Genomic DNA, 19,915 nt, shown 5'->3' with positions numbered 1-19,915 from the left:
CATTCACGACAACCAGATCCAAAGAGAGCTTTTTACGCCACTCCGGCAAGTTGTCGGTTATTGCTTCACGTCCACTCCGACCTACAACGTCGCCCAGAAACAGCAGTCTCAACAGTCAGCCTTCCAAATTATAAGGCCTCGTCTGAATCGTCTCTTTTTCAGTGACGACAACAGAGAGGGGAATATCGTACGGCCCAACGGGAATGCTTTTCATTTCCTGAAAGGCAAAACCGAAGCCAATTGCGGGCACATTCAGCTGCGCCAGGGTGCGGTCATAATAACCGCCCCCATAGCCCAAGCGAAAACCGTTCCGGTCAAACGCCAGGAAAGGAACAAGAACAAGATCAGGAACAAGGATGGGGCCATCAGGATGAGATGTCCCAAAGCGACCTGCCAGCATGGGCGTCTTTTCGCTCCACTCCCGAAAAACGAGAGGCGTTCCCTTTGGCGTCGTCTCAGGCAACGCAACGCGTTGCCCATCACGAGCCAGCCGGGAACACAAAGGTCGAAGATCAATTTCTCCCGGCAGAGGCCAAACTGCCGCTACGCTCGGAGCATCATAAGTCTGAACGGTTTTGAAAATCCGTTCCAGAAGGTCCGCTTCTGCATGCGCTGGCGCATTTCTGCGCTTCTCAGCCATGAGGTCGCGGAGTTCTTTTTTTTGCTGATCGATGGAAGAAATCTGTGGAGCCGCCAAAGCCGTTGGTCTTTTCAGCCCTCCTAGACCTGCAAGTGCAGGTGGGCACCGGTTAACGTGACCAGGGCCACGACAGAGCCAGTTCCCGTAGGAATGCTTATCGGCCCGGGGGTTGATTTGCCTGACGCACCAGGCAGCTCCGAACTACATATTAGACACTGCGGAAAGATATTCAACGGGAACCCGTCGATTACCCTTCCTTTTCGAGTGTCTCAGCCAAACCCTCAACCTGCTGCGTCAAATGTGCGAGCCTCGCCTGGCGGGATTCCGCGATACGCAAGGCCGCTTTGGCTTCTTCAACAGTCGCCAGCATATCATCCGGAATCGGGCGGCGCTTCAGCTCGAAAATTTCGTCTGCCATCAAGAGCGCAGCCATCATAAGTGTCTTGGACTCGCTGGCGGCCCCACCAAGGGTCCTCGCCCGCTGAAGCCAGCTCTCAACCTGGCGTGCCATGGAATAAAGATGGTGTTCTTCTCCATCCTGGCAGCCAACACTGTAAACATACCCGTTCAGACGAATGGAAACCTGCCCCATGGCTCATTCTCCCTTTCGTTCAAGAATTCCGCGGATACGCACACATAAAGCATCGATGTTTGCGGCAATCTCTGGCAGGTCGGGAGCTGAACGCGCCTCGCGCTCACGCTCTTCCCGCATTCGGGCCTGCTGCTCCATCGCAGTGGCAATTCGTCCCACCGCTTCCTCAAGACGATCAATAGTCCTATCGTCCTGCAGAGATCCTGTCTGCTCGCTCAAAACGCGCTCTTTCCGTTCATGCCATCACTATGCCGAATACTATGACCGACACATCTCATCCTAGACTACCTGCTCAGGAAAGACCCGAACCCTTCATCAGGTCAAGCGCTGCACCTTCTCTGATGCTGCCAGTTTTCAGTATTTCTTCTTACCCTGAAATGACCAGACTTAGAGCACAGCACTCTCAGCCCTTTCTGGCACTCTCCCCTGACGGCGCAGGAAACAGCTTCGGAATTCCCTGGTGGCTGGATGTGGTGCAGGAGCAGAAAGCTTTTTCCATTCTGGATTGTGGCGCCTCCGCAGCTTTGGCGCGCATGGCACTCCTGGCGGGGATTGGATGGGTTGTTTGCCAAGCGTCTCAGCAGCAAATGAGAGCTTTGAAGTCAGACAAACTCCATGAAACGAGAGTCCTTGCGGGCCGCCCTTCCCCTACTCCACGGCGACGCTAGCCCGCCGCGCGTGAATCTGCGAAACTCTGCACATGATACCTTGCGATCTTTATCCCGTTCTGCCCGCTACATTCGAAACAGCCGCAATGCTTGATGCATTGCCGGGGCTACTCGCACGCCCCGAGGTCACTGCACTGCGTTTTCCAACAGCCCACAACCTCGAGAAAAAGCAGCTTTCCAAATTCGTGAGTCTGCTTCACGAGAATGACGTCGCTCTGATGCTGGATGTGGCGGATGTAACGGTTTCTATCTCGCCAGATCTTTTAAAGGTGGCTGATGGTATCCACGCGCCGTCACCAGACAATCTGCCTGCCCTGCGCAAAATAGCAGGAGAAAATATTCAGATTGGATGCTTCTGCCAAAGCCGGGACGAAGCGATGCAGGCCGGAGAAAGCGGCGCGGACTACATCGCCTTCCCTTCAGAACATGCAGACATGATTAAGTGGTGGACGTCCGTAATGGAACTTCCTGCCGTGGCCGAAAACATTGTATCGGCCGAAGCTGCACTGACCGCCAGAGATTCTGCTGCTGACTTCCTTGCCATCCCTCTAAAGCTGGATGGCAGTGATCAGGACATTGTCATCCAGCTGATAAGCGCACTCAGCACCTAAAAAAGTGGCGCGCTTTTCTTTGATTCAGTGAGAAACAGGAAGCAGCGCGTCCCGCATGAAATACAGAACACCATTGGACTGCGGCAGCGAATGGCTCCACAGATGAGCCACCTGCCCGGCGGGATTATTCAGGAAAATTTCGCCTGTCCGCGCGTCAATATGCACGCTGATGATATCCCCATACAGCGTCTTAAGACCGATACCCTGACCATGGTTTATGGCGATGGCCTTGCGAATGGCTTTTTCGTCCCATTTTCCTGATGCGATCGTATAGCCCAGAATATGGGTCAACTGACCCTTCATCGCAGGGGCCATCAGCCCGCCAGGCCAGCGGGCCGAAAGCTTTTCCATAGCCTCATTTGGAATGGCGAAAACAGTATAAGGGCCCGGTCCCGTGATCCAGGGCACCAGACCAACATGCCGGATCGCAGCCGTATAGTCGGCCAGTTCCACGGACGCAGCGATATTTTCGTCCAGTGGACGATCATCATACGACGGGGATGCAGGCCGGTGATAAGCGACCGGCGTGCTCGGCTCGTTATTCTTGGGCTTTTCGAACGCATCGGCGACAGTGTCAGGCATGTAAGACATGGACGTCTTTGCCTTTGTCTCGAAACTGTCCTGATAATTATGCGACCAGTCCGTCCCATGACATCCTGCTAGAGCTAACCCCAGCAGGGCCACTGCGCCCGAACGAAGACCCGAGAACCGGGTCAAAGCGCCGGGGGCAGAGGAAAAACCGAATCGCACATGCATGTCTGGTCACACCGTCTTAATAAAGAGGACGCAGAACCATAGACGAGGAAACCGGGTTCAGCACCCGTCCCCGCGCATGGTCCATCCCACGACGTGACCGCTTACCAGTTCAAACGTCGTCTGACAGCTTGTGTTGTAATAGGTCGCGGGGAAACCGCCACCCCAGCCGCCGCCGTAGCCACCATAGCCGGGTCCACCCCAGCCACCGCCCCAACCGCCGCCCCAGCCACCATAGCCGCCGCCCCAGCCGCCCCAACCCCAGCCGCCGCCACCGGAATACTGGGTCTGGTTGTCGATATAGGCGAGGAACGAGTGACCTTCTGCCTGGTAGTCTTTCGTCGGGACGCCAAACTGGCGAATGACGTCCACTTCAGACTTCCCGACCATCGAATCGAGAACCTTGCGCTGCTGCAGGGTAGGAACCTCACAGGCGGAAAGAGCCAGAAGAGCGACGACGGAAAGCAGCTTTGCCTTTTTCATTTTCTTTGTCCCCGGCTGTGTGACCAGCACAGATATGTTTCTTCGTGAGACGTTCTAGCCCGTTTGGAGATAGAAACGGATTAAAAGTCCTGCAAGTTTCAAAACGGCTATGCCAACCACAAAATGTCACGGATTGCAGGCGCCCCCGTCGCAAGCATGACGAGGCGATCAAACCCCAGCGCAATACCAGAACATGATGGCATATCTGGCAATGCCGTCAAAAAAGCTTCATCAAGCGGCCAGTCCTGATCTGGCGAAATTTCGAGTCTTCGTTGCCGATCTGTAGCGAAACGTTCGCGCTGCTCCACAGGATCCGTCAATTCTTCGAACGCGTTCGCCAGTTCGATCCCACCAATATACAGTTCAAACCGCAAGGCTGCCCTCGCGTCCGACGGATCTTTGCGGGCAAGAGCCGCCTGCTCTGCAGGCCAGTGCGTCAGGAAAGTAGGCCTTTCACGGCCGATAACAGGCTCGACACGCTCCAGAAGCAGGCGAAAAAAGAGATCTTCCCAGGTCTCACCGTTTCTGAGCACCGCGCCCGCCTGTGTCGCCAGAGCTTCTGCATTCCCGGCTGTCGCCAGAAGATCTGCACCGACATATCGCGCAAAAGCATCCTGCATTGTCAGACGTTCAAACGGCACAGACAGGGGGATTAGTCTTCCATCCCTATAGATCTGCTCCGGCAAAAGAGCCCTGACGTAAGACTCCGTCTCATCCATCAGGCCGGCAAGATCAGCTTCAGGCGCATACCATTCGAGCATCGTGAATTCCGGAACATGCGTGGAGCTACTTTCTCCATTGCGCCACACCCGGGCGAGCTGGAAGATCGGTAGCCCCGTGGCCGCTACAATTCGTTTCATCGCAAATTCGGGACTGGTATGCAGGAACCGTGCTTCACGGCCTCCATCAGGCTGTTCCAGCTCTGTCCGGAAGCAGCGAAGATGCACTTCTTCACCCGGAACCGGAACTGCGTAAGGCGTTTCCACATCCAGATAACCACGATCATCGAAAAATTTTCGCGTAGCCTGCACCATCGCAGCCCGGCGCCTGAGCAACGGCAGGCGTTCAGCAATCCGGTCATGATCGGACGAGGAATGGGTCATAAGGGAAGAGTTCCTGTTGCAACACACAGCCAGCCAGCGTTAGAGCCACCACATGCACGATATGGTCAAGACCACGAACAAGCGGCATGTGCTGCGCACACCATCTGATCTCATTCAGGCAGGGCTAGCTCCGGAAGTTGACAGAGCGACCCTTGATGCTGTCAGCAGCCACTTTGCGACAGCTATTCCACCTGCGTTCCAGGCACTGATTGAAACCTCAGACGACCCTATCGGAAAGCAGGTCATCCCTGACATCCGGGAACTGACCACGCAGCCCTATGAAACCGTTGATCCGATTGGGGATGATGCGCTGTCCCCCGTCAAAGGGATCGTACATCGTTACGAAGACCGTGCGCTTCTGAAGCCCCTGTTGATCTGTCCACTTTACTGCCGTTTCTGTTTCCGACGTGAACATGTTGGCCCCGACGGCGGTCTTCTGACGGATAAAGAGCTTGAAACTGCGCTTGACTGGGTTCGGGCGCATCCCGCCATCCGCGAAATCATCCTGACGGGCGGTGACCCTCTGATGCTCGCGCCACGCCGACTAAAACATATTGTTCAGTCCCTCTCGGCGATTCCGCATATCGAGACCATCCGTATTCATTCCCGTGTTCCCGTAGCAGACCCGACCCGCATTACACCGGACCTGCTGGATGCCATGGAAACAGATCGCGCCATGTGGGTCGTCGCGCACATCAATCACGCACGGGAAATGACAGAAGAGGCCCGCAAGGCAGTGCGCGCCATTCTTTCGCGCGCTATTCCGGTTCTGTCCCAGTCTGTTCTTTTAAGGGGGGTGAACGATACGGAATCCTCGCTGGAGGCGCTTTTGCGCGCGCTCGTGAGGGCACGTATCAAGCCTTATTACCTGCATCACCTCGACGCCGCACCGGGAACCAGTCACTTTCAGGTTCCCGTTGAAGAAGGTCGGGGTTTGCTGGGCCGCCTTCGTGGACGCGTCACGGGCCTAGCATGGCCGACATATGTTCTCGACATTCCCCATGGCAAAGGGAAAGTCCCACTGGGGCCGGATTACCTGTTGCCTGGAGAGAAGGGCAAAGTCCGTACACCTCAAGGAGGAATTGCGGATTTTGAAGGTTAGGGCCTATCGCTCAGGTCATCGGAATGCTGGCCTCTTTCAGCCTTCAACTCTAACCACCTAAACTGCGGACAAGCTTGCTCAACACGATAGAGCGTTGCCCAATGACGAACTTTGGAGCTGCTTACCCAACGAACTGGGACGCAGCCCCGAGCACCAGCTTTACCCTTCCGTCTTCGGAAACAGATGCGTCGCATGTGTGACGGCGCCACCCGCACGGATAGCCGCTGCCACCAGAGCAATCTCTGAAAGCTGAGCGTCTGTTGCCCCTGCCTCACGCGCAGCCTTGGCATGAAGTTCGATGCAATACGGGCACTGCGTGGTCAGCGCGACAGCAACCGCAGCGAGTTGCTTGGTCAGAGCGCTGACAGTTCCGTCTTCAAATGCAGCGCGATCAAACTGCCAGAAAGCGTCCATCCCCTTGCTGGCGTTGGCTTCGAGATGGGAAATACGGGAAAGATTTTTCATGTCGTACATGAGAGCAAGCCCCTGAGTTATCCGTCCCCGCCTGCACGACAGGGCCATTGCGAGCATGAACCCCTCTCACTTTTCCTCCAAGAGCGACATCCTTCACACTTTCCTGAGTTATTCAGCCCACTCAGGCCGCCTTGCGCCTTGCCGAAATCCCCTTCACGGCGCTAGAAGCCCACAAGACGTGATAAGAAACCCACTATTGCAGGGTCAGGACAACACATGAAGCAACAAGCCAACCTTATCCGCGCCGGTCAGGTCATCGAGCACGATGGCCGTCGCTGGACGGTTCTCAAGCAGCAGATCATCACCCCGGGTAAGGGTGGCGCGTTTATTCAGGTTGAAATGCGTGACCTGAAGACGGGCAACAAGACGAACGAGCGCTGGCGCACCGCAGACACCGTTGAGCGCCTGATTACGGAAGACAAGGACTTCACCTATTCCTACATGGACGGTGAAAACATTGTTCTGATGGACCCGGAAACATTCGAGCAGGTTATCCTGCCAACCGATATCCTGGGTGACCAGCTTCCGTTCCTGCAGGACAACATGGAACTGAGCGTCAAGCTTGTGGAAGGCGACGCCGTTGGCGTGACCCTGCCGCCGCATGTCACGCTCGAAATCACCGAAGCGGACCCGGTCGTGAAAGGTCAGACGGCCTCATCGTCCTACAAGCCAGCCATGCTCGCCAATGGCGTGAAGACCATGGTTCCTCCTTTCATTGAAGCTGGCGAGCGCATCGTTGTCCGTACGGATGATGCGTCCTACGTCGAGCGCGCCAAGGACTGATCATGCGTCTTTCCCCGCACATGGCCGTCATGCAGAACGCAGCGCAGAAGGCAGCACGCCGCCTGCTCCGCGATTTTGCAGAGGTCGAGCAGCTTCAGGTCAGCATCAAGGGTCCGGGAGACTTCGTGTCCCAGGCCGACCTGCGTGCAGAAACCATCATCCGCGAAGAACTCGCCCGCGCACGTCCAGGCTATGCCTTCCTCATGGAAGAATCAGGCCCCTCGGGCGGGGATAACTGGACGTGGCGCTGGATTGTCGATCCGCTGGACGGCACGACGAACTTCCTGCACGGCATTCCGCACTGGGCCATTTCCATTGGCCTTCAGCGTCGCCTGCCGGATGGTACGGTCGAACTGGTCTCCGGGCTGGTTTACAATCCTGCTGCCAACGAAATGTTCTGGGCTGAAAAAGGCATCGGCGCATTCCTGAACGAGCGCCGCCTGCGCGTTTCCGCACGACGGAACATGCAGGAAGCCGTGTTCGCCACAGGTATTCCGTTCGCAAAGGTCCCCAGCAGCAAGCGTCTGCCCTTCGCGCGCGTTCTGGGTGCTCTCATGCCGCAGGTTGCAGGCATCCGCCGCTTCGGCGCCGCTGCCCTTGATCTCGCATGGGTCGCAGCTGGCCGTTACGAAGGTTACTGGGAATTCGGCATCAAGCCATGGGACTGCGCAGCAGGCCTGCTGATCGTTCGGGAAGCTGGTGGCCACGCCACTGATCCGGACGGACAGGAGCTTCATGACCTCGACGACGACGTCAATGTTGTCGCTGGAAATGCCCAGCTTCATGGCACTCTGCGCGGTATCGTGCATGAGGCTTTGAACCGGGAGTAAGCAGAAGTCTCTCCTGCCCCATTGCGGGAGGATGGAACGCTCGGTTAGGATCGGTCCCCTATGTACAGGCCGATCCTAACCTCCCTCTCAGTGGCGGCCGTTCTGGCCTGCCTTCAGCCTTCTGGGGCGCATGCCCAGGTCACCAGCAATCTGGATGATCTTCCCAGTGGCAAACCGACTGCCGTTGCAAAACCTGCAGTCCCTTCCCAGACCACGCATCGTGCCGCAGCGACGCCTTCTCCGTCGCGGAGCACGGCTCCGCACAGCGCCCCTGCACCTACAGGTACAGGCAAAACGACGGTTCCTGCCGTTCCCGCAGCACCGCCGCCACCTGTTGTGCTGCCGCCGCCTTTCGTCCCCATTCAGACGCATGCGCCCGCTCCACCGGTTGATATCAAGGCCGTTGCTGATGCAAAGAGCAGCACGACAGCTCTGCCAGAAGGTGGACTGCGCGTGATTTTCGCGCCGTCGAGTTCAGATCTCACCGATGAGAGCCTCAAGGCCCTTACGGCCTATGGCGCCTCACTCAAGGATCAGCCTGAAAAACGCATCATCCTGACGGCCTATGCCACGGTGCCAGGTGATGACATTTCAATGCCAAGGCGCATTTCCCTTGCAAGGGCACTGGCTGTACGCTCCATTTTCATCAATGCTGGCGTTGCAACCACGCGCCTGTATCCCCGCGCCATGGGACGTCCGGACAAGGGCGATACCAATCCGGCTGACCGCCTCGATATCGTCACTGAGCAAAATCCGCCGCCCTCCGATTCCGCAACCCCGGCAAACGGCACGCCATAAGCCAGGAAAGACCCGCCGTGACCCGTCCCACCACCTTCCTTCTGCGTATGGGCGTCTTTCTCGCCGCCGTTGCGCTTCTCGCAGCGTCTATGGCCAAGACGCTCCTGAACGCCTTCAATGCCAACCCGAAGCTGGATGCCGTCATTCTGGGCGTTCTGATTTTGGGAATTATCTGGAACCTGCGCGTCGTCCAGCGGCTCATGCCGGAAGTTCGCTGGGTGGAAATGCTCCGTCAGCCCCGCGCTGGGCTTGCAGCTCCAAATCCGCCCAAACTGCTCGCCCCAATGGCGAGCATGCTGGCCGCACGCAGTCGCACGGACCGTCTGACCCTCTCGACCCAGACAACCCAGGCCATGCTGGACAGTCTCTCGTCCCGATTGGATGAGAGCCGCGAAATTTCGCGTTATATGACGCAGTTGCTGATTTTCCTGGGGCTTCTCGGCACCTTCTACGGTCTGCTTCTGACGGTGAGCTCCATCGCCTCCGTGATCGGTGGAATGTCAGCGGGTAACGGCGATCTGGACGCCATGTTCAACCAGCTCAAGACAGGCCTTGCCGGTCCGCTGGCTGGCATGTCGACCGCATTCTCGGGTTCCATGTTCGGCCTGGCAGGAGCGCTGGTTCTTGGCTTCCTGGATCTGACAGCTGGTCAGGCACAAAGCCGCTTCTTCAATGAGCTGGAAGAATGGCTTGCGGGCGTTACACGCGTCAGCGGCGGCACAAGCATTGAGAGCGACGGGGCTCCGATCCCAGCCTATGTGCAGGCCCTTCTCGAGCAGACAGCGGAAAATCTTGAAACGCTTCAGAACGCCGTTTCCCGTAGTGAAGAAGCCCGCGTCCGTGAGGTTCAGCTGCTGGATAGCCTGCAGGAGCGTCTGCGCGGCATGACTGAACTCCTGAAAGCCAATCAGCAGATCATGACCCGCACGGCTGAGACGAATGCAGCCCTCGTTCCACTCCTTCGCCAGATGGGTGAAGAGGGTCAACCGGGCTCGCAAGGCACGCCTCTTCTTCGGATTGAGAGCCATCTTTCCCGTCTCGTTGAAGAACTGCATCAAGGTCGCGCCCAAACTGTCGGTGAAATTCGCAATGACCTGCGCGTTCTCGCGCGGACCATCGCTGCGGCCTCCGGCACCGCAAACGGCACTTCCAGCAGGCAGGACTGACCATGGCCCGGCGCAGACGCGGACCCAACAACGCCCTGGATGCCTGGCCCGGCTATGTGGACGCTCTGTCCACACTGCTGATGGTCGTCACGTTCGTTCTTCTGGTCTTTGTGGTGGGACAACAGTTTTTGTCCGTCGCCCTGATGCGACGCGAGCACACGCTGGACGCTTTGCAGAAGCAGCTGGCTGAGCTGTCACACATGCTCTCCATGACGGAAGACAAGAACCAGTCCCTGAATGCGACGGTCGCCAGCCTGGCCAATGACAAGCAGAAGAACGAAGACCAGCTCAAGGCTTTGGCTGGACAGATGGCTCTTCTGAATGGCCAGCTTCAGTCCAAAGATCAGGCCCTTGCCTCTGCTGACAGTACAAGCCAGCAGCAGAACAGCAAAATCTCGGACCTACAGGCTCAGATCGAAGAGCTGACACGCCAGCTTCAGGCCATCAGCAATGCCCTCGATATCGAGAAAAAGAACGAGCAAGCAAAAGACACGCAGATTCAGGATCTTGGAAACAAGCTGAACGTCGCCTTAGCCGACAAAGTGAACCAGCTCAAACGGTATCGCTCGGAATTTTTTGGCCGTCTGCGTGATATCCTGAAGAACCAGAAGGGCGTAAATGTCGTAGGAGACCGGTTTGTTTTTCAGTCAGAAATTCTTTTCCCTCAGGGCAGCGCTGATCTGACCAGTGAAGGCAAAAAAGAAATCACTACTCTGGCAAAGACGTTCAAACAGGTGTCTTCAACCATTCCCGCAGACATCCCATGGATTCTGCGCATTGACGGCCATGCAGATAGACAGCCCATTCACAGCGCTTTTCCGAGCAACTGGGAACTGTCCTCTGAACGGGCCATCACTGTTGTGAAACTTCTGATTGCCGAGGGTGTAGACCCGCATCATCTGGCAGCAACAGGGTTTGCAGACTTCCAGCCGCTTGACGCAGCCAGTACGCCAGCGGCATACGCCCGCAACCGCAGGATCGAGTTCCGTCTGACGGATCGCTGATTCCCCTTGCCTGCCTTTTCACGAAGGCAGGCTTTTCCGCAGGTCTGCTGACATTCCTGCGATAATCCCGTATGTAACCTGCCATGACCGAAACCCCGCTCTCCCTCATTCGCAATTTCTCGATCATTGCGCATATCGACCACGGTAAATCGACGCTTGCAGACCGCCTGATCCAGGCCTGTGGCGCTCTCACGGCCCGTGAGATGAAAGCTCAGGTCCTCGATTCGATGGAGCTGGAGCAGGAGCGCGGCATTACCATCAAGGCACAGACGGTTCGCCTGACGTACCCGGCCAAAGATGGGAACATCTACACGCTGAACCTCATGGACACGCCGGGCCACGTCGACTTTGCATATGAAGTCAGTCGCTCGCTTGCCGCCTGTGAGGGGTCACTGCTGGTTGTCGATGCGTCCCAAGGCGTGGAAGCCCAGACGCTGGCAAACGTCTATCAGGCGATCGACGCGAACCACGAAATCGTGCCAGTTCTGAACAAGATCGACCTTCCGGCAGCCGAGCCGGAGCGTGTTCGCACGCAGATCGAAGAGGTCATTGGCATCCCGGCAGATGACGCTGTGGAAATCAGCGCCAAAACCGGCATCAATATCGAAGGCGTCCTTGAAGCACTTGTAACGCGTCTGCCTGCGCCGAAGGGTGACCGTTCAGCACCGCTTCAAGCTCTTCTGGTGGATAGTTGGTACGATGCTTACCTCGGCGTGATCATTCTGATTCGCGTCATGAATGGCACCGTCAAGCGCGGTGACCGCATTCGTATGATGCAGGCCGGCTCGACGTATCACGTTGATCAGGTCGGCGTGTTCCTTCCCAAGATGACCAATGTTGAGGAGCTTGGTCCAGGTGAGATGGGCTTCATTAATGCAGCCATCAAAACCGTTGCGGACGTCGCGGTCGGTGACACCATTACCCTGGATCGCAAGCCGGCCGAAAAGGCGCTTGCAGGCTTCAAACCTTCCATCCCTGTGGTGTGGTGCGGCCTCTTCCCGATCGACGCCGACGATTTCGAGAAGCTGCGTGACAGCCTTGGCAAGCTTCGTCTGAACGATGCATCTTTCCACTTCGAGGCGGAAAGCTCTGCCGCTCTTGGCTTCGGCTTCCGCTGCGGATTCCTCGGACTGCTTCATCTGGAGATCATCCAGGAACGCCTCTCCCGCGAATTCAATCTGGATCTGATCGCCACCGCGCCGTCTGTCGTCTATCGCATGACACTGACGAACGGCACGAAGGAAGAACTGCATAATCCTGCAGACATGCCGGATCCTGCCCAAATCGAAACCATTGAAGAGCCTTGGATCAAGGCTACGATCATGGTTCAGGATGAATATCTGGGTTCCGTGCTGACACTCTGCTCAGAACGTCGCGGTATTCAGGTCGACCTCACGTATGTCGGCAACCGTGCGATGGCCGTCTATCGTCTTCCGCTCAATGAAGTTGTGTTTGACTTCTATGATCGTCTGAAATCCCTGACCCGCGGATATGCGTCCTTCGACTATCAGGTTGATGGATACGAAGAGAGCGACCTGGTCCGCATTTCCATTCTGGTCAATCATGAGCCAGTGGATGCGCTGTCCTTCGTTGCTCACCGCACGGTAGCCGAGATGCGCGGACGGGCAATCTGTGGCAAGCTTAAGGATCTGATCCCCAAACAGCTCTTCAAGATCGCCATTCAGGCCGCTATCGGCTCCAAGGTCATTGCCCGCGAAACCATTGGTGCGCTGTCCAAGGACGTGACGGCAAAATGCTATGGTGGTGACATCTCCCGTAAGCGCAAACTTCTGGACAAGCAGAAAGAAGGCAAGAAACGGATGAGACAGTTTGGTAAGGTCGAAATTCCGCAGAGTGCCTTCCTCGCAGCTCTCAAAATGGATTAACCCAGCCTTATGCCCAAAACAGCCGCTGTCCTGTTCGTCCATAACGAGGCCGACAACATCGGCTGGTGGCTCAGTCACCATGCCACGATTGGGTTCTCAACACTGATCGTCTGCGACGATCATTCAACTGACGGCACTTGGACTCTTCTTTCCAATGCCGCTTCATTTTACGACATTCGTCTTCAACGATCGGACAAGAATATCCCCGATCGTCTGGAGCGCCAGACAGCCTTTCAAAAGGCTGTTTTTGAACAAGGGCGCACCGAATTCGATTGGATGATGATTCTAGCCGCAGACGAATATCTGCATCTTGAACAGGCCTCGTCTCTTGAAGAGTTTCTGGGTTCAGCAAATGGGCAGCCCATTCCGGTAAACTGGTGTCTGTTTGGTTCCAATGGCCATGAAACACCGTCGCCCTTTGCACCGAGCCAAGCCTTCACGCATCACGCACTTCTTGAGAGTGCTGACCACAGAGTCACGCGAACCCTTTTACCGGCTGACCGGTTCGAAAGCGCTTTGCCTGACCCTTTCGGACATATCAGTTCTCATCCTGACTGGTCTCAGGCACGCGTTCTTCATTACGCAGCAGGCGATCGCCAGAGCTTTTTCCAACGCGGTTCAAGTGAAACGCCAGAAGAGGCCTGGAAACATTTTGATCGCAATGATGCATTGGAAACAGGACCGCAGCGTTGGCTACCTGAAACGCGCCGAATTGCCGCCTCGCTTGTTCAGTCAGGTTTGACTGACCTTTACTGGCGCCTTCGCCAGACCGTAGTCCACCATGACGAAAATACATTGGAAAAGCTTGGTCTCAGTGCCTCCGCGCTTTCTGCGGAAGATAACAGCACGTTTCCTGATTTTCAATTTTACGCGTTCAGTGAGACACAGCCGTTCGTGCTGGACCTTCACACAGAGCAACTCATTGCCCTTCCAGCGACTGATCTGGACCCTACCCGGCATGTCCGGATGATCCTTGCTGTCGAGGCCAGTTCAGTCTCGCCATATCCTGCATTTCTTTTTCCTGAACGCCCCTGCCAGGCGCCGTGCCTGACCATCACAGGCTCTCCATCACTTCTCGCAGCCGTTCCCTTACGTTTCCACCCAGAAGACCAGAGTATGGCTTCTGCAATCACGGGGCAGAGTGTCGAACTTGAAATCCCTGATCCCACGCTGCTCCCTCAGGAAGCCACGTCCGAGCTCTACGCACGCCTCACGGCGTTGATGGTGCTGAGTCAGGGCGGACACACACTAGAAGCGCTGCTTCGGGGCATTGAAAGACTTCCTGCCCCTGATGCAACTGCACTGGGGTGTGCAATTGCCATGCTCTCTCCCACAGAGGCAGAACAGTTGGCCGTCACATTCCCAGGGCTCGTTCCGTTGAGCGTCCGGCCCGTCAGTCCGTAACAGCTGCCTTCCGAAACAAATCAAACGTTGCCGTCACACCATCCATGACCGCAGCCCGATAAGTCGCATCCCCGGTGGAAAGTCGCTCTCGCAGCATCTGAAGGAACGCGGGCCAGCCACCCTTTTCATGCGCTGCCGACAAATATTCCCGGGGTAGCCCTTCCCCCACCGGCGCTGACAGCATCTTGCCACCAAGGCGAGATCCTTCCAGCACATAGAGAGCACCCAGGGCACCTCCCGCTCCCGTTGGGGGATACCAATCCAGCGCTGGGGGCAGCGAGTGGCCAAGAGTTTGTAGATCGCGTTGCAAAAGATCAGTGCGACCACGCCACGCTGGCAAATCATGCTGCGTGGCAAGCCACTGCTCCACAGCAGGCAACACCTTCGCATGGGCCTGCAGAAAGGCACCATAAGACGTTGGATCTGACAGATTGAAACGTGAATACGCCTGATCGACCCGTTCATGCACAGTGCGACTGACCTGACGCAAGGCTGTCAGGGGATCATGCTCGGCTCTGATATCGTTCACGGTCTCACTCATTTTCCACGCTCTTAATGTCTTCAGGCGCAACTGGGTCGGCTGCAAATCGTATTCATACCAATGCAGTCATATTTCTTCTTCGGCCAGATTTTTCGTGATGTGGAGTTTCAATGATGAGTGATGCCTCGTCCCAAAAGGTTCGTCGCAAGCATCCTGTTCTAAAAGTAGCAGGCGGCTTTTTGGGCGCTCTCGCCATTGCCATCATCGTTCTGGTGCTTGTCTGGCAATGGGACTGGTTCGTACCTCTCATTAATCGCAAAGCCTCGGCGGCATTGCATCGCCCGGTCAGCATTGCTCATCTTCACGTTTCACCCGGCCTGCGCACCAGCGTCACGGTCGATGACCTGAAAATTTCCCAACCCGAAGGCTTTGAAAAAGAAAAATCTGACTTTGCGTCTGCCAAATCCCTGACAGTGAAAGTGGATGTCTGGCGCTACCTGACCGGACGTGGCCTTTTTATCCCGGTAATCCGCATGGATACGCCGAGAGGGGACATTATTTCCCTGATGAACGGCCGTAATAATTATACGTTCGGCGACACATCCAAAGATAACCAATCAGCCTCATCCTCAAGCACAACAACGCTACCGGATCTCGGCGAAATCGACATCCAGAATGCGGACATTCATCTGGCACTTGCTCAGTTGAAAACCGATATGCACGTGCTTGTTCACACAACACCGGCTCAGGCCAATCAAAAAGGAAACGTCGTCGTTGATCTCAAGGGGCGCTACGCTCAGGCACCAATCAACGGGCACATTGTTGGTGGAGCTCTTCTCTCGCTCACCAAGCCTGCTGAGCCGTACCCCATTGATGGGCGTATCGCTAACGGCCCAACCTACGTAACCCTCAAGGGAACGGTCGACGACCCACTGCACTTCAAGGGAACAAAGCTCGCCCTTCACTTCGCGGGCCCAGACATGTCTTTGCTTTATGGACTGACGGGTGTTCCTGTGCCGCACACTCCGGCCTACAGCATCACGGGCAACCTCGGATATTCCGAAAATGCCATTCGTTTCCAGAAATTTGAAGGGAAGATGGGATCGTCTGACATTGGTGGAGACATCAACGTCAATCCCCACCTGAAACCACCTTTCGTTGAGGCTGCCCTACACTCGCGCTCAGTCGATCTGGCGGATCTCGGAGGATTCATTGGTGCGAAAACGGGCGAGGCAAAGAAAACCGCTCCTCCAAGCAAAAGCGTGCTGCCCGATCAGAAAATCAATGTTCCCAAGCTGAATGCCGTGAATGCCCACGTGACCTATCACGGTGATCATATTCGCAACAAAGACCTGCCGCTGGACAACATCGATACGGAGTTCGAGGTCAAAGACGGCGCTATTGATCTGAAACATCTGACTTTTGCGACAGGATCCGGGAAAATCAGCGCCGCTGCGACCCTGGAACCAACGAAGAATGAGCAGTTCCGGACCAAGTTCCGCCTTGATGTTTCTCGCCTCCCCCTCTCGCAGATCATGAAAGCAACTGACACCTTCAAAGGTGAGGGAACAATCGGTGGCCATGTCACGCTGACATCAACAGGAAATTCCGTCGCATCGCTGGTCGCGAACGGAGATGGCGGAACCACACTTGTGCTGGATCGGGGCGGAGACGTTACGGCCCTTCTTCCAGATCTGCTGGGCCTAAAGCTGGGATCAGCAGTGTTGTCCGCTCTTGGAATTCCAAATCGATCGAGACTTGAATGTCTGGTCGCTGATATGCCCCTGGATAGCGGCATTCTGAAAACCAAGTCTCTACTGCTCCAGACAGAAACCACCCGCACGACCGGAACGGGAACAGTCAATTTCCACAACGATACTCTTGACTATGCTGTCACCACCCGCTCAATTCACCCTCAGATCCTCTCTCTTCCAGGCGCAGTGCATATTTTTGGCCCCCTCAGCGGCCCCAATATTCTGCCGGGCGCAGAACTGGTAGGACGTGTTGCAGCGTCCGTAGGCCTCGGTGTTCTCTTCCCGCCTGCTGCGCTCATCCCAACCATTCAACTGGGTGTTGGGGAAGGCTCAGCCTGTGAACGTGCGGTACGGGAAGCCAACACCAACCCGGCTGCCGGCATTGCGCCAGGCGGGACGACAGGAGGTGGAGCGAGCAGTGTTCCACATCCGTCAAAGGCGGCATCTTCTGGCAAGCCTGCGAAGCGCCTGACACCCGCTCAGGTCAAAAAAGCATGGGCTCAAAAAACGAACCCGAAATGAAAAATCACCAAGGCCCCATGGCGGAATGAACTTTTTTCACTATAGCTGAGCAAAATTTTCATTCCCGCCGGAGTGCCTGATCGTTGCTGTCCACACTCGACCGCTGGTTTCATATTTCCGCCCGCGGCTCCACCGTTCCACGTGAGATCATCGCTGGCCTGACGGTTTTCGGGGCCATGGCCTATATCGTCGCTGTCAATCCAGCCATTCTGTCGGCGGCGGGACTGGATCGCCATGACATGGTCATGACCACGATTGCAGGAGCAGTCGCTGGCACATTGCTCATGGCTTTATGGGCAAGACTGCCAATCGCTCTAGCTCCGGCCATGAGCAGCAACGTTCTGTTCGCGCAGGTTGTCGTTCAGCAGGCGCATGTGAGCCCACGAACCGCCTTTACAGTCGTCCTTTTCAGCGGCCTGTGCTTCACAGCACTTTCTCTCAGCCAGATACGCCAGCGCATTATCCGCGGGTTTCCGCCTTCAATTGTCCTGGGCATTCAAGTCGCGCTGGGTGCTTTCATCGCACGCATCGGCCTCACCACCAGTGGCATTGCCGTCCCTACGGCTCAGGGGCTGACGTTCGGTTCTCTGAGTGATCCGTCCGTTATTCTCAGCCTAGCTGGCGTGCTTCTCTGTGCCGTTCTCGTGGTTCTGAGAGTACCCGCCGGGCTTCTTCTGGCGATTCTGACACTAACCGTGGCAGGCCTGTTCATTCATACTGATAAGGGCGCAATCACGACCCTGCCCACGCATATGGTAGACTGGCCGCATTATCCCACCAATCTGTTTCTCCCTTTTGATTTTGCAGGTTTTTTCTCCCACCTCGGCCTTCTCGTTCCCATCACGCTCTACTTCCTCATCAGTGATTTTTTTGATGCGACGGCAACGATGATGAGTGTTGCCCATCGTGCAGGTCTGGACGGAACGCCAGAGAAACCGGCGCTGGATCATCGTGCTTTTGCATCTGACGGCGCAGCCAGCATTATTGGGGCCAGCCTCGGGACGTGTACGGTTTCAGCCTATGTCGAAAGCCTCGCAGGTGTCGAAGCTGGAGGCCGAACTGGCCTGAGCGCCCTGATCGTCGCCCTGCTTTTCGCAGCTTCTTCCGTTTTCTGGCCACTGATTACAGCTATCCCGGCTATCGCGACGGCGCCTGTTCTGGTTCTGGTCGGCCTCAATATGCTTGGCAGCCTCCACCGCGTGGCCTCCAACCCTTCCGATGCTATTCCGCCCCTCACGATGCTGCTGATCGCCGGAATTACCGGAAACTTCATGCTCAGCCTGTCCTGTGGCTTGCTGCTTTATACGGGATTGGCCCTCGCATTACGGGATTTCAAACGCCTTACGCCAATTGTGCTCGGCCTCGATGCTGCGTTTCTTTTCTATATGATTCTGCAAAGTCACATGGGCGGCTAACAAATTTTGACTGCTCAGTTTTAAGCCTTTCTTAAGGGGAGATAGAACACTATCTCCCCATGAACGCAGCCCCACACGTCTTCATTGCGACACCCTGCTTTGGGGGAACCGTTACCCAGGCATACATGCAGTCCATTATCAGTTGCATGAGTGAAGCGCCTTCTCACAATATTCGCCTGACGCTCTCGACACTAGGAAGCGATGCCTTGATTACACGGGCACGCAATACGCTTCTTCACCAGTTCATAACCCAAACCGATGCCACACACCTGTTATTTGCAGACAGTGACATTGGTTTTTCGTTTGCAGATATTCAAGCACTTCTAAACGCCGACAAGCCGGTTATCGGCGGAGCCTACCCGCTCAAATCTCACTACTGGGACCATAATACCCAGCGGTTCATGGGCAAAGGCGAACCCCCGAAGAGCGCCAGCCTACGCTATGTTGGCGACTGCTCTGCGCTGTATGACACTTCACCGCCAGCCGAAATTGCTTCCGTTTCTTACATCGGAACTGGCTTCATGCTGCTGACACGCGCCACAATCAGCCAGATGATGAACGCCTATCCTGAGACCGAATACGAGCGCATCGATGCTCAACAGAGTGGCCGTCGCACCGATCGTCCGGTCACAGAGAATCCTTTTGCCTTGTTCGACTGCATGATTGATCCGGAGACGAGAACATATCTCTCCGAAGATTTTGCCTTCTGTCGTCGATGGCTAAAAATCGGCGGAAGCGTCTGGCTTCATCGGGGACTGCGCCTGTCCCACACTGGTCCTGCGACGTTCCAGGGCAATCCCCAAAACAGGCTTTTCGCGCTTCGTTAAATACCCATAAAAATCAGATTAAATAATTGGCATATTCAGCTACGCCACTATTCGGTCATAATATACCGATCTAAGGTAAACCTGCGATGTCGGGAGCGTGATGCATACAGGTCCCCGGCATCGCTCTCGCTTTAAGCCTGAACGGCCCTCCTGAAATAATCGACATTGGCCATAGGGTCTGCCGCGCCAAGCGGGGTGTTGTAATGCACCTTGTGATATCGGCTTAAGGCAAACGGATCCTGCGGAGCAGGCAGTGCTTCCCGCACACGGTAAAACCGGATTCGCGCCATCGCACAGGCATATCGTAAATTACTGACCATCTGCGCACTGCGTGGCAGATCATGAGCCAGCATGTTTTCCAGAATACCAGCATATGGCTGCCCAACCGGGAAACGTAAAAAGTTAGCCCAGCAATCGTCGTGGGTTGCAGGTTCCATTTGCCATAGCCCCAGCGCTGGCCCTCCCCCAATCTGCTTTACGTAGGCTCCTCTACTCTCAGCCAGCGCCGTGCCCGTTAGAAGATTAACGGCTGCTGTCCCGCCTAGTCCGAGCGCCGCAAGGGCTGGCTGCACCACCAGATGCTTGAGTTGTCCGACATCAAGACCTTCCATGACTCGTC

23 protein-coding genes and 1 other RNA gene (1 of these 24 only partly in view) are annotated in these 19,915 nt (G+C 56.0%); 13 read left to right on the top strand and 11 right to left on the bottom strand.

Going from position 1 to position 19,915, the window contains the following annotated elements:
- The 5 genes from M2305_RS10700 to M2305_RS10680 all read right to left on the bottom strand — a co-directional run.
- On the bottom strand, positions 1–112 hold the 5' end (the start) of the coding sequence (locus M2305_RS10700) for a TIGR00282 family metallophosphoesterase (RefSeq protein ID WP_046901312.1). Its footprint begins 704 nt before the window's first position; only the first 112 of its 816 coding nucleotides appear in the window; its start codon is at positions 110–112; the stop codon falls past the left edge of the window.
- 3 nt (positions 113–115) lie between these two features.
- Positions 116–640, bottom strand: a complete 525-nt coding sequence (locus M2305_RS10695) for a 5-formyltetrahydrofolate cyclo-ligase (RefSeq protein WP_317215606.1) — start codon at positions 638–640, stop codon at positions 116–118.
- 43 nt (positions 641–683) lie between these two features.
- A non-coding RNA gene (gene ssrS, locus M2305_RS10690) (6S RNA) lies at positions 684–840 on the bottom strand.
- Between the two features lie 47 nt (positions 841–887).
- Positions 888–1,232: a cell division protein ZapA gene (locus tag M2305_RS10685; RefSeq protein WP_046901310.1), complete on the bottom strand. Its 345-nt coding sequence runs from the start codon at positions 1,230–1,232 to the stop codon at positions 888–890.
- A 3-nt stretch (positions 1,233–1,235) separates the two neighbouring features.
- A complete protein-coding gene (locus tag M2305_RS10680) occupies positions 1,236–1,451 on the bottom strand; it encodes a hypothetical protein (protein ID WP_086634867.1) in 216 nt (71 codons plus the stop codon).
- Positions 1,452–1,492: 41 nt separating this feature from the next.
- Between M2305_RS10680 and M2305_RS10675 the strand changes: the two genes are divergently transcribed.
- Together M2305_RS10675 and M2305_RS10670 are read left to right on the top strand one after the other, a co-directional pair.
- On the top strand, positions 1,493–1,900 hold the full coding sequence (locus M2305_RS10675) for a hypothetical protein (RefSeq protein WP_264649329.1): 408 nt from the start codon (positions 1,493–1,495) through the stop codon (positions 1,898–1,900).
- A 32-nt stretch (positions 1,901–1,932) separates the two neighbouring features.
- The gene (locus tag M2305_RS10670) at positions 1,933–2,511 is read left to right on the top strand and encodes a thiamine phosphate synthase (protein WP_264649327.1); all 579 of its coding nucleotides are present in this window, start codon (positions 1,933–1,935) and stop codon (positions 2,509–2,511) included.
- A gap of 24 nt (positions 2,512–2,535) precedes the next feature.
- On the opposite strand, the gene M2305_RS10665 is transcribed toward M2305_RS10670, so the two are convergent.
- The 3 genes from M2305_RS10665 to epmA all read right to left on the bottom strand — a co-directional run bounded on the left by M2305_RS10665 (position 2,536) and on the right by epmA (position 4,850).
- Positions 2,536–3,267 (bottom strand): fasciclin domain-containing protein, encoded by a 732-nt coding sequence (locus M2305_RS10665; RefSeq protein WP_264649326.1) that lies wholly within the window; start codon positions 3,265–3,267, stop codon positions 2,536–2,538.
- A gap of 57 nt (positions 3,268–3,324) precedes the next feature.
- On the bottom strand, positions 3,325–3,747 hold the full coding sequence (locus M2305_RS10660) for a hypothetical protein (RefSeq protein WP_046902037.1): 423 nt from the start codon (positions 3,745–3,747) through the stop codon (positions 3,325–3,327).
- 107 nt (positions 3,748–3,854) lie between these two features.
- On the bottom strand, positions 3,855–4,850 hold the full coding sequence (gene epmA / locus M2305_RS10655) for an EF-P lysine aminoacylase EpmA (protein ID WP_264649325.1): 996 nt from the start codon (positions 4,848–4,850) through the stop codon (positions 3,855–3,857).
- 52 nt (positions 4,851–4,902) lie between these two features.
- On the opposite strand from epmA, the gene M2305_RS10650 reads away from it, so the two are divergent.
- Positions 4,903–5,952: a lysine-2,3-aminomutase-like protein gene (locus M2305_RS10650; RefSeq protein ID WP_264649324.1), complete on the top strand. Its 1,050-nt coding sequence runs from the start codon at positions 4,903–4,905 to the stop codon at positions 5,950–5,952.
- 159 nt (positions 5,953–6,111) lie between these two features.
- Here the strand turns inward: M2305_RS10650 and M2305_RS10645 are convergent, their stop codons facing one another.
- Complete coding sequence (locus M2305_RS10645) at positions 6,112–6,426, bottom strand: carboxymuconolactone decarboxylase family protein (protein ID WP_046901305.1); 315 nt, start codon at positions 6,424–6,426, stop codon at positions 6,112–6,114.
- 216 nt (positions 6,427–6,642) lie between these two features.
- Between M2305_RS10645 and efp the strand changes: the two genes are divergently transcribed.
- The 7 genes from efp to M2305_RS10610 all read left to right on the top strand — a co-directional run bounded on the left by efp (position 6,643) and on the right by M2305_RS10610 (position 14,297).
- Complete coding sequence (gene efp, locus M2305_RS10640; protein WP_046901304.1) at positions 6,643–7,209, top strand: elongation factor P; 567 nt, start codon at positions 6,643–6,645, stop codon at positions 7,207–7,209.
- Between the two features lie 2 nt (positions 7,210–7,211).
- Positions 7,212–8,039, top strand: a complete 828-nt coding sequence (locus M2305_RS10635; RefSeq protein ID WP_064274968.1) for an inositol monophosphatase family protein — start codon at positions 7,212–7,214, stop codon at positions 8,037–8,039.
- A gap of 60 nt (positions 8,040–8,099) precedes the next feature.
- Complete coding sequence (locus M2305_RS10630) at positions 8,100–8,837, top strand: OmpA family protein (RefSeq protein WP_264649323.1); 738 nt, start codon at positions 8,100–8,102, stop codon at positions 8,835–8,837.
- A gap of 17 nt (positions 8,838–8,854) precedes the next feature.
- Positions 8,855–10,003 carry a hypothetical protein gene (locus M2305_RS10625; protein ID WP_064274969.1) on the top strand — a complete coding sequence of 383 codons (1,149 nt, stop codon included), beginning with the start codon at positions 8,855–8,857 and terminating at the stop codon, positions 10,001–10,003.
- A 2-nt stretch (positions 10,004–10,005) separates the two neighbouring features.
- The gene (locus M2305_RS10620; RefSeq protein WP_264649322.1) at positions 10,006–11,007 is read left to right on the top strand and encodes a peptidoglycan -binding protein; all 1,002 of its coding nucleotides are present in this window, start codon (positions 10,006–10,008) and stop codon (positions 11,005–11,007) included.
- A gap of 83 nt (positions 11,008–11,090) precedes the next feature.
- Entirely contained in the window at positions 11,091–12,893 is a 1,803-nt protein-coding gene (lepA, locus tag M2305_RS10615) for a translation elongation factor 4 (RefSeq protein ID WP_264649321.1), read from the top strand.
- A 9-nt stretch (positions 12,894–12,902) separates the two neighbouring features.
- Positions 12,903–14,297, top strand: a complete 1,395-nt coding sequence (locus M2305_RS10610) for a glycosyltransferase family 2 protein (protein WP_264649320.1) — start codon at positions 12,903–12,905, stop codon at positions 14,295–14,297.
- On the opposite strand, the gene M2305_RS10605 is transcribed toward M2305_RS10610, so the two are convergent.
- Positions 14,287–14,838: a biliverdin-producing heme oxygenase gene (locus tag M2305_RS10605; protein ID WP_264649319.1), complete on the bottom strand. Its 552-nt coding sequence runs from the start codon at positions 14,836–14,838 to the stop codon at positions 14,287–14,289. The two genes, M2305_RS10610 and M2305_RS10605, sit on opposite strands and share 11 nt — an antisense overlap.
- 113 nt (positions 14,839–14,951) lie before the next feature.
- On the opposite strand from M2305_RS10605, the gene M2305_RS10600 reads away from it, so the two are divergent.
- The 3 genes from M2305_RS10600 to M2305_RS10590 all read left to right on the top strand — a co-directional run bounded on the left by M2305_RS10600 (position 14,952) and on the right by M2305_RS10590 (position 19,296).
- Positions 14,952–17,054, top strand: coding sequence for an AsmA family protein (locus M2305_RS10600; RefSeq protein WP_408871492.1), 2,103 nt, complete (start codon positions 14,952–14,954; stop codon positions 17,052–17,054).
- Positions 17,055–17,137: 83 nt separating this feature from the next.
- Positions 17,138–18,469, top strand: coding sequence for an NCS2 family permease (locus M2305_RS10595; protein ID WP_264649317.1), 1,332 nt, complete (start codon positions 17,138–17,140; stop codon positions 18,467–18,469).
- A 59-nt stretch (positions 18,470–18,528) separates the two neighbouring features.
- Positions 18,529–19,296, top strand: a complete 768-nt coding sequence (locus tag M2305_RS10590; protein ID WP_264649316.1) for a hypothetical protein — start codon at positions 18,529–18,531, stop codon at positions 19,294–19,296.
- A 131-nt stretch (positions 19,297–19,427) separates the two neighbouring features.
- Here M2305_RS10590 and M2305_RS10585 read toward each other — a convergent pair whose 3' ends face one another.
- Positions 19,428–19,907 carry a hypothetical protein gene (locus M2305_RS10585; RefSeq protein WP_264649315.1) on the bottom strand — a complete coding sequence of 160 codons (480 nt, stop codon included), beginning with the start codon at positions 19,905–19,907 and terminating at the stop codon, positions 19,428–19,430.
- Positions 19,908–19,915 lie beyond the last annotated feature (8 nt).

This window comes from Gluconobacter cerinus (assembly GCF_025961355.1).
In the GTDB taxonomy this organism is placed as follows: domain Bacteria; phylum Pseudomonadota; class Alphaproteobacteria; order Acetobacterales; family Acetobacteraceae; genus Gluconobacter; species Gluconobacter cerinus.
Note: the sequence above shows the minus strand (reverse complement) of the source record. Positions and strands in the feature narration are given on the sequence as shown.

Excerpts from the sequence above, each read along its gene's own strand:
- M2305_RS10695 (WP_317215606.1), bottom strand. The coding sequence starts at position 640 with ATGGCTGAGAAGCGCAGAAATGCGCCAGCGCATGCAGAAGCGGACCTT.
- M2305_RS10685 (WP_046901310.1), bottom strand. The coding sequence starts at position 1,232 with ATGGGGCAGGTTTCCATTCGTCTGAACGGGTATGTTTACAGTGTTGGC.
- M2305_RS10675 (WP_264649329.1), top strand. The coding sequence starts at position 1,493 with ATGACCGACACATCTCATCCTAGACTACCTGCTCAGGAAAGACCCGAA.
- M2305_RS10670 (WP_264649327.1), top strand. The coding sequence starts at position 1,933 with ATGATACCTTGCGATCTTTATCCCGTTCTGCCCGCTACATTCGAAACA.
- M2305_RS10665 (WP_264649326.1), bottom strand. The coding sequence starts at position 3,267 with ATGCATGTGCGATTCGGTTTTTCCTCTGCCCCCGGCGCTTTGACCCGG.
- M2305_RS10660 (WP_046902037.1), bottom strand. The coding sequence starts at position 3,747 with ATGAAAAAGGCAAAGCTGCTTTCCGTCGTCGCTCTTCTGGCTCTTTCC.
- epmA (WP_264649325.1), bottom strand. The coding sequence starts at position 4,850 with ATGACCCATTCCTCGTCCGATCATGACCGGATTGCTGAACGCCTGCCG.
- M2305_RS10650 (WP_264649324.1), top strand. The coding sequence starts at position 4,903 with ATGCACGATATGGTCAAGACCACGAACAAGCGGCATGTGCTGCGCACA.
- M2305_RS10645 (WP_046901305.1), bottom strand. The coding sequence starts at position 6,426 with ATGTACGACATGAAAAATCTTTCCCGTATTTCCCATCTCGAAGCCAAC.
- efp (WP_046901304.1), top strand. The coding sequence starts at position 6,643 with ATGAAGCAACAAGCCAACCTTATCCGCGCCGGTCAGGTCATCGAGCAC.
- M2305_RS10635 (WP_064274968.1), top strand. The coding sequence starts at position 7,212 with ATGCGTCTTTCCCCGCACATGGCCGTCATGCAGAACGCAGCGCAGAAG.
- M2305_RS10630 (WP_264649323.1), top strand. The coding sequence starts at position 8,100 with ATGTACAGGCCGATCCTAACCTCCCTCTCAGTGGCGGCCGTTCTGGCC.
- M2305_RS10620 (WP_264649322.1), top strand. The coding sequence starts at position 10,006 with ATGGCCCGGCGCAGACGCGGACCCAACAACGCCCTGGATGCCTGGCCC.
- lepA (WP_264649321.1), top strand. The coding sequence starts at position 11,091 with ATGACCGAAACCCCGCTCTCCCTCATTCGCAATTTCTCGATCATTGCG.
- M2305_RS10610 (WP_264649320.1), top strand. The coding sequence starts at position 12,903 with ATGCCCAAAACAGCCGCTGTCCTGTTCGTCCATAACGAGGCCGACAAC.
- M2305_RS10605 (WP_264649319.1), bottom strand. The coding sequence starts at position 14,838 with ATGAGTGAGACCGTGAACGATATCAGAGCCGAGCATGATCCCCTGACA.
- M2305_RS10600 (WP_408871492.1), top strand. The coding sequence starts at position 14,952 with ATGAGTGATGCCTCGTCCCAAAAGGTTCGTCGCAAGCATCCTGTTCTA.
- M2305_RS10590 (WP_264649316.1), top strand. The coding sequence starts at position 18,529 with ATGAACGCAGCCCCACACGTCTTCATTGCGACACCCTGCTTTGGGGGA.
- M2305_RS10585 (WP_264649315.1), bottom strand. The coding sequence starts at position 19,907 with ATGGAAGGTCTTGATGTCGGACAACTCAAGCATCTGGTGGTGCAGCCA.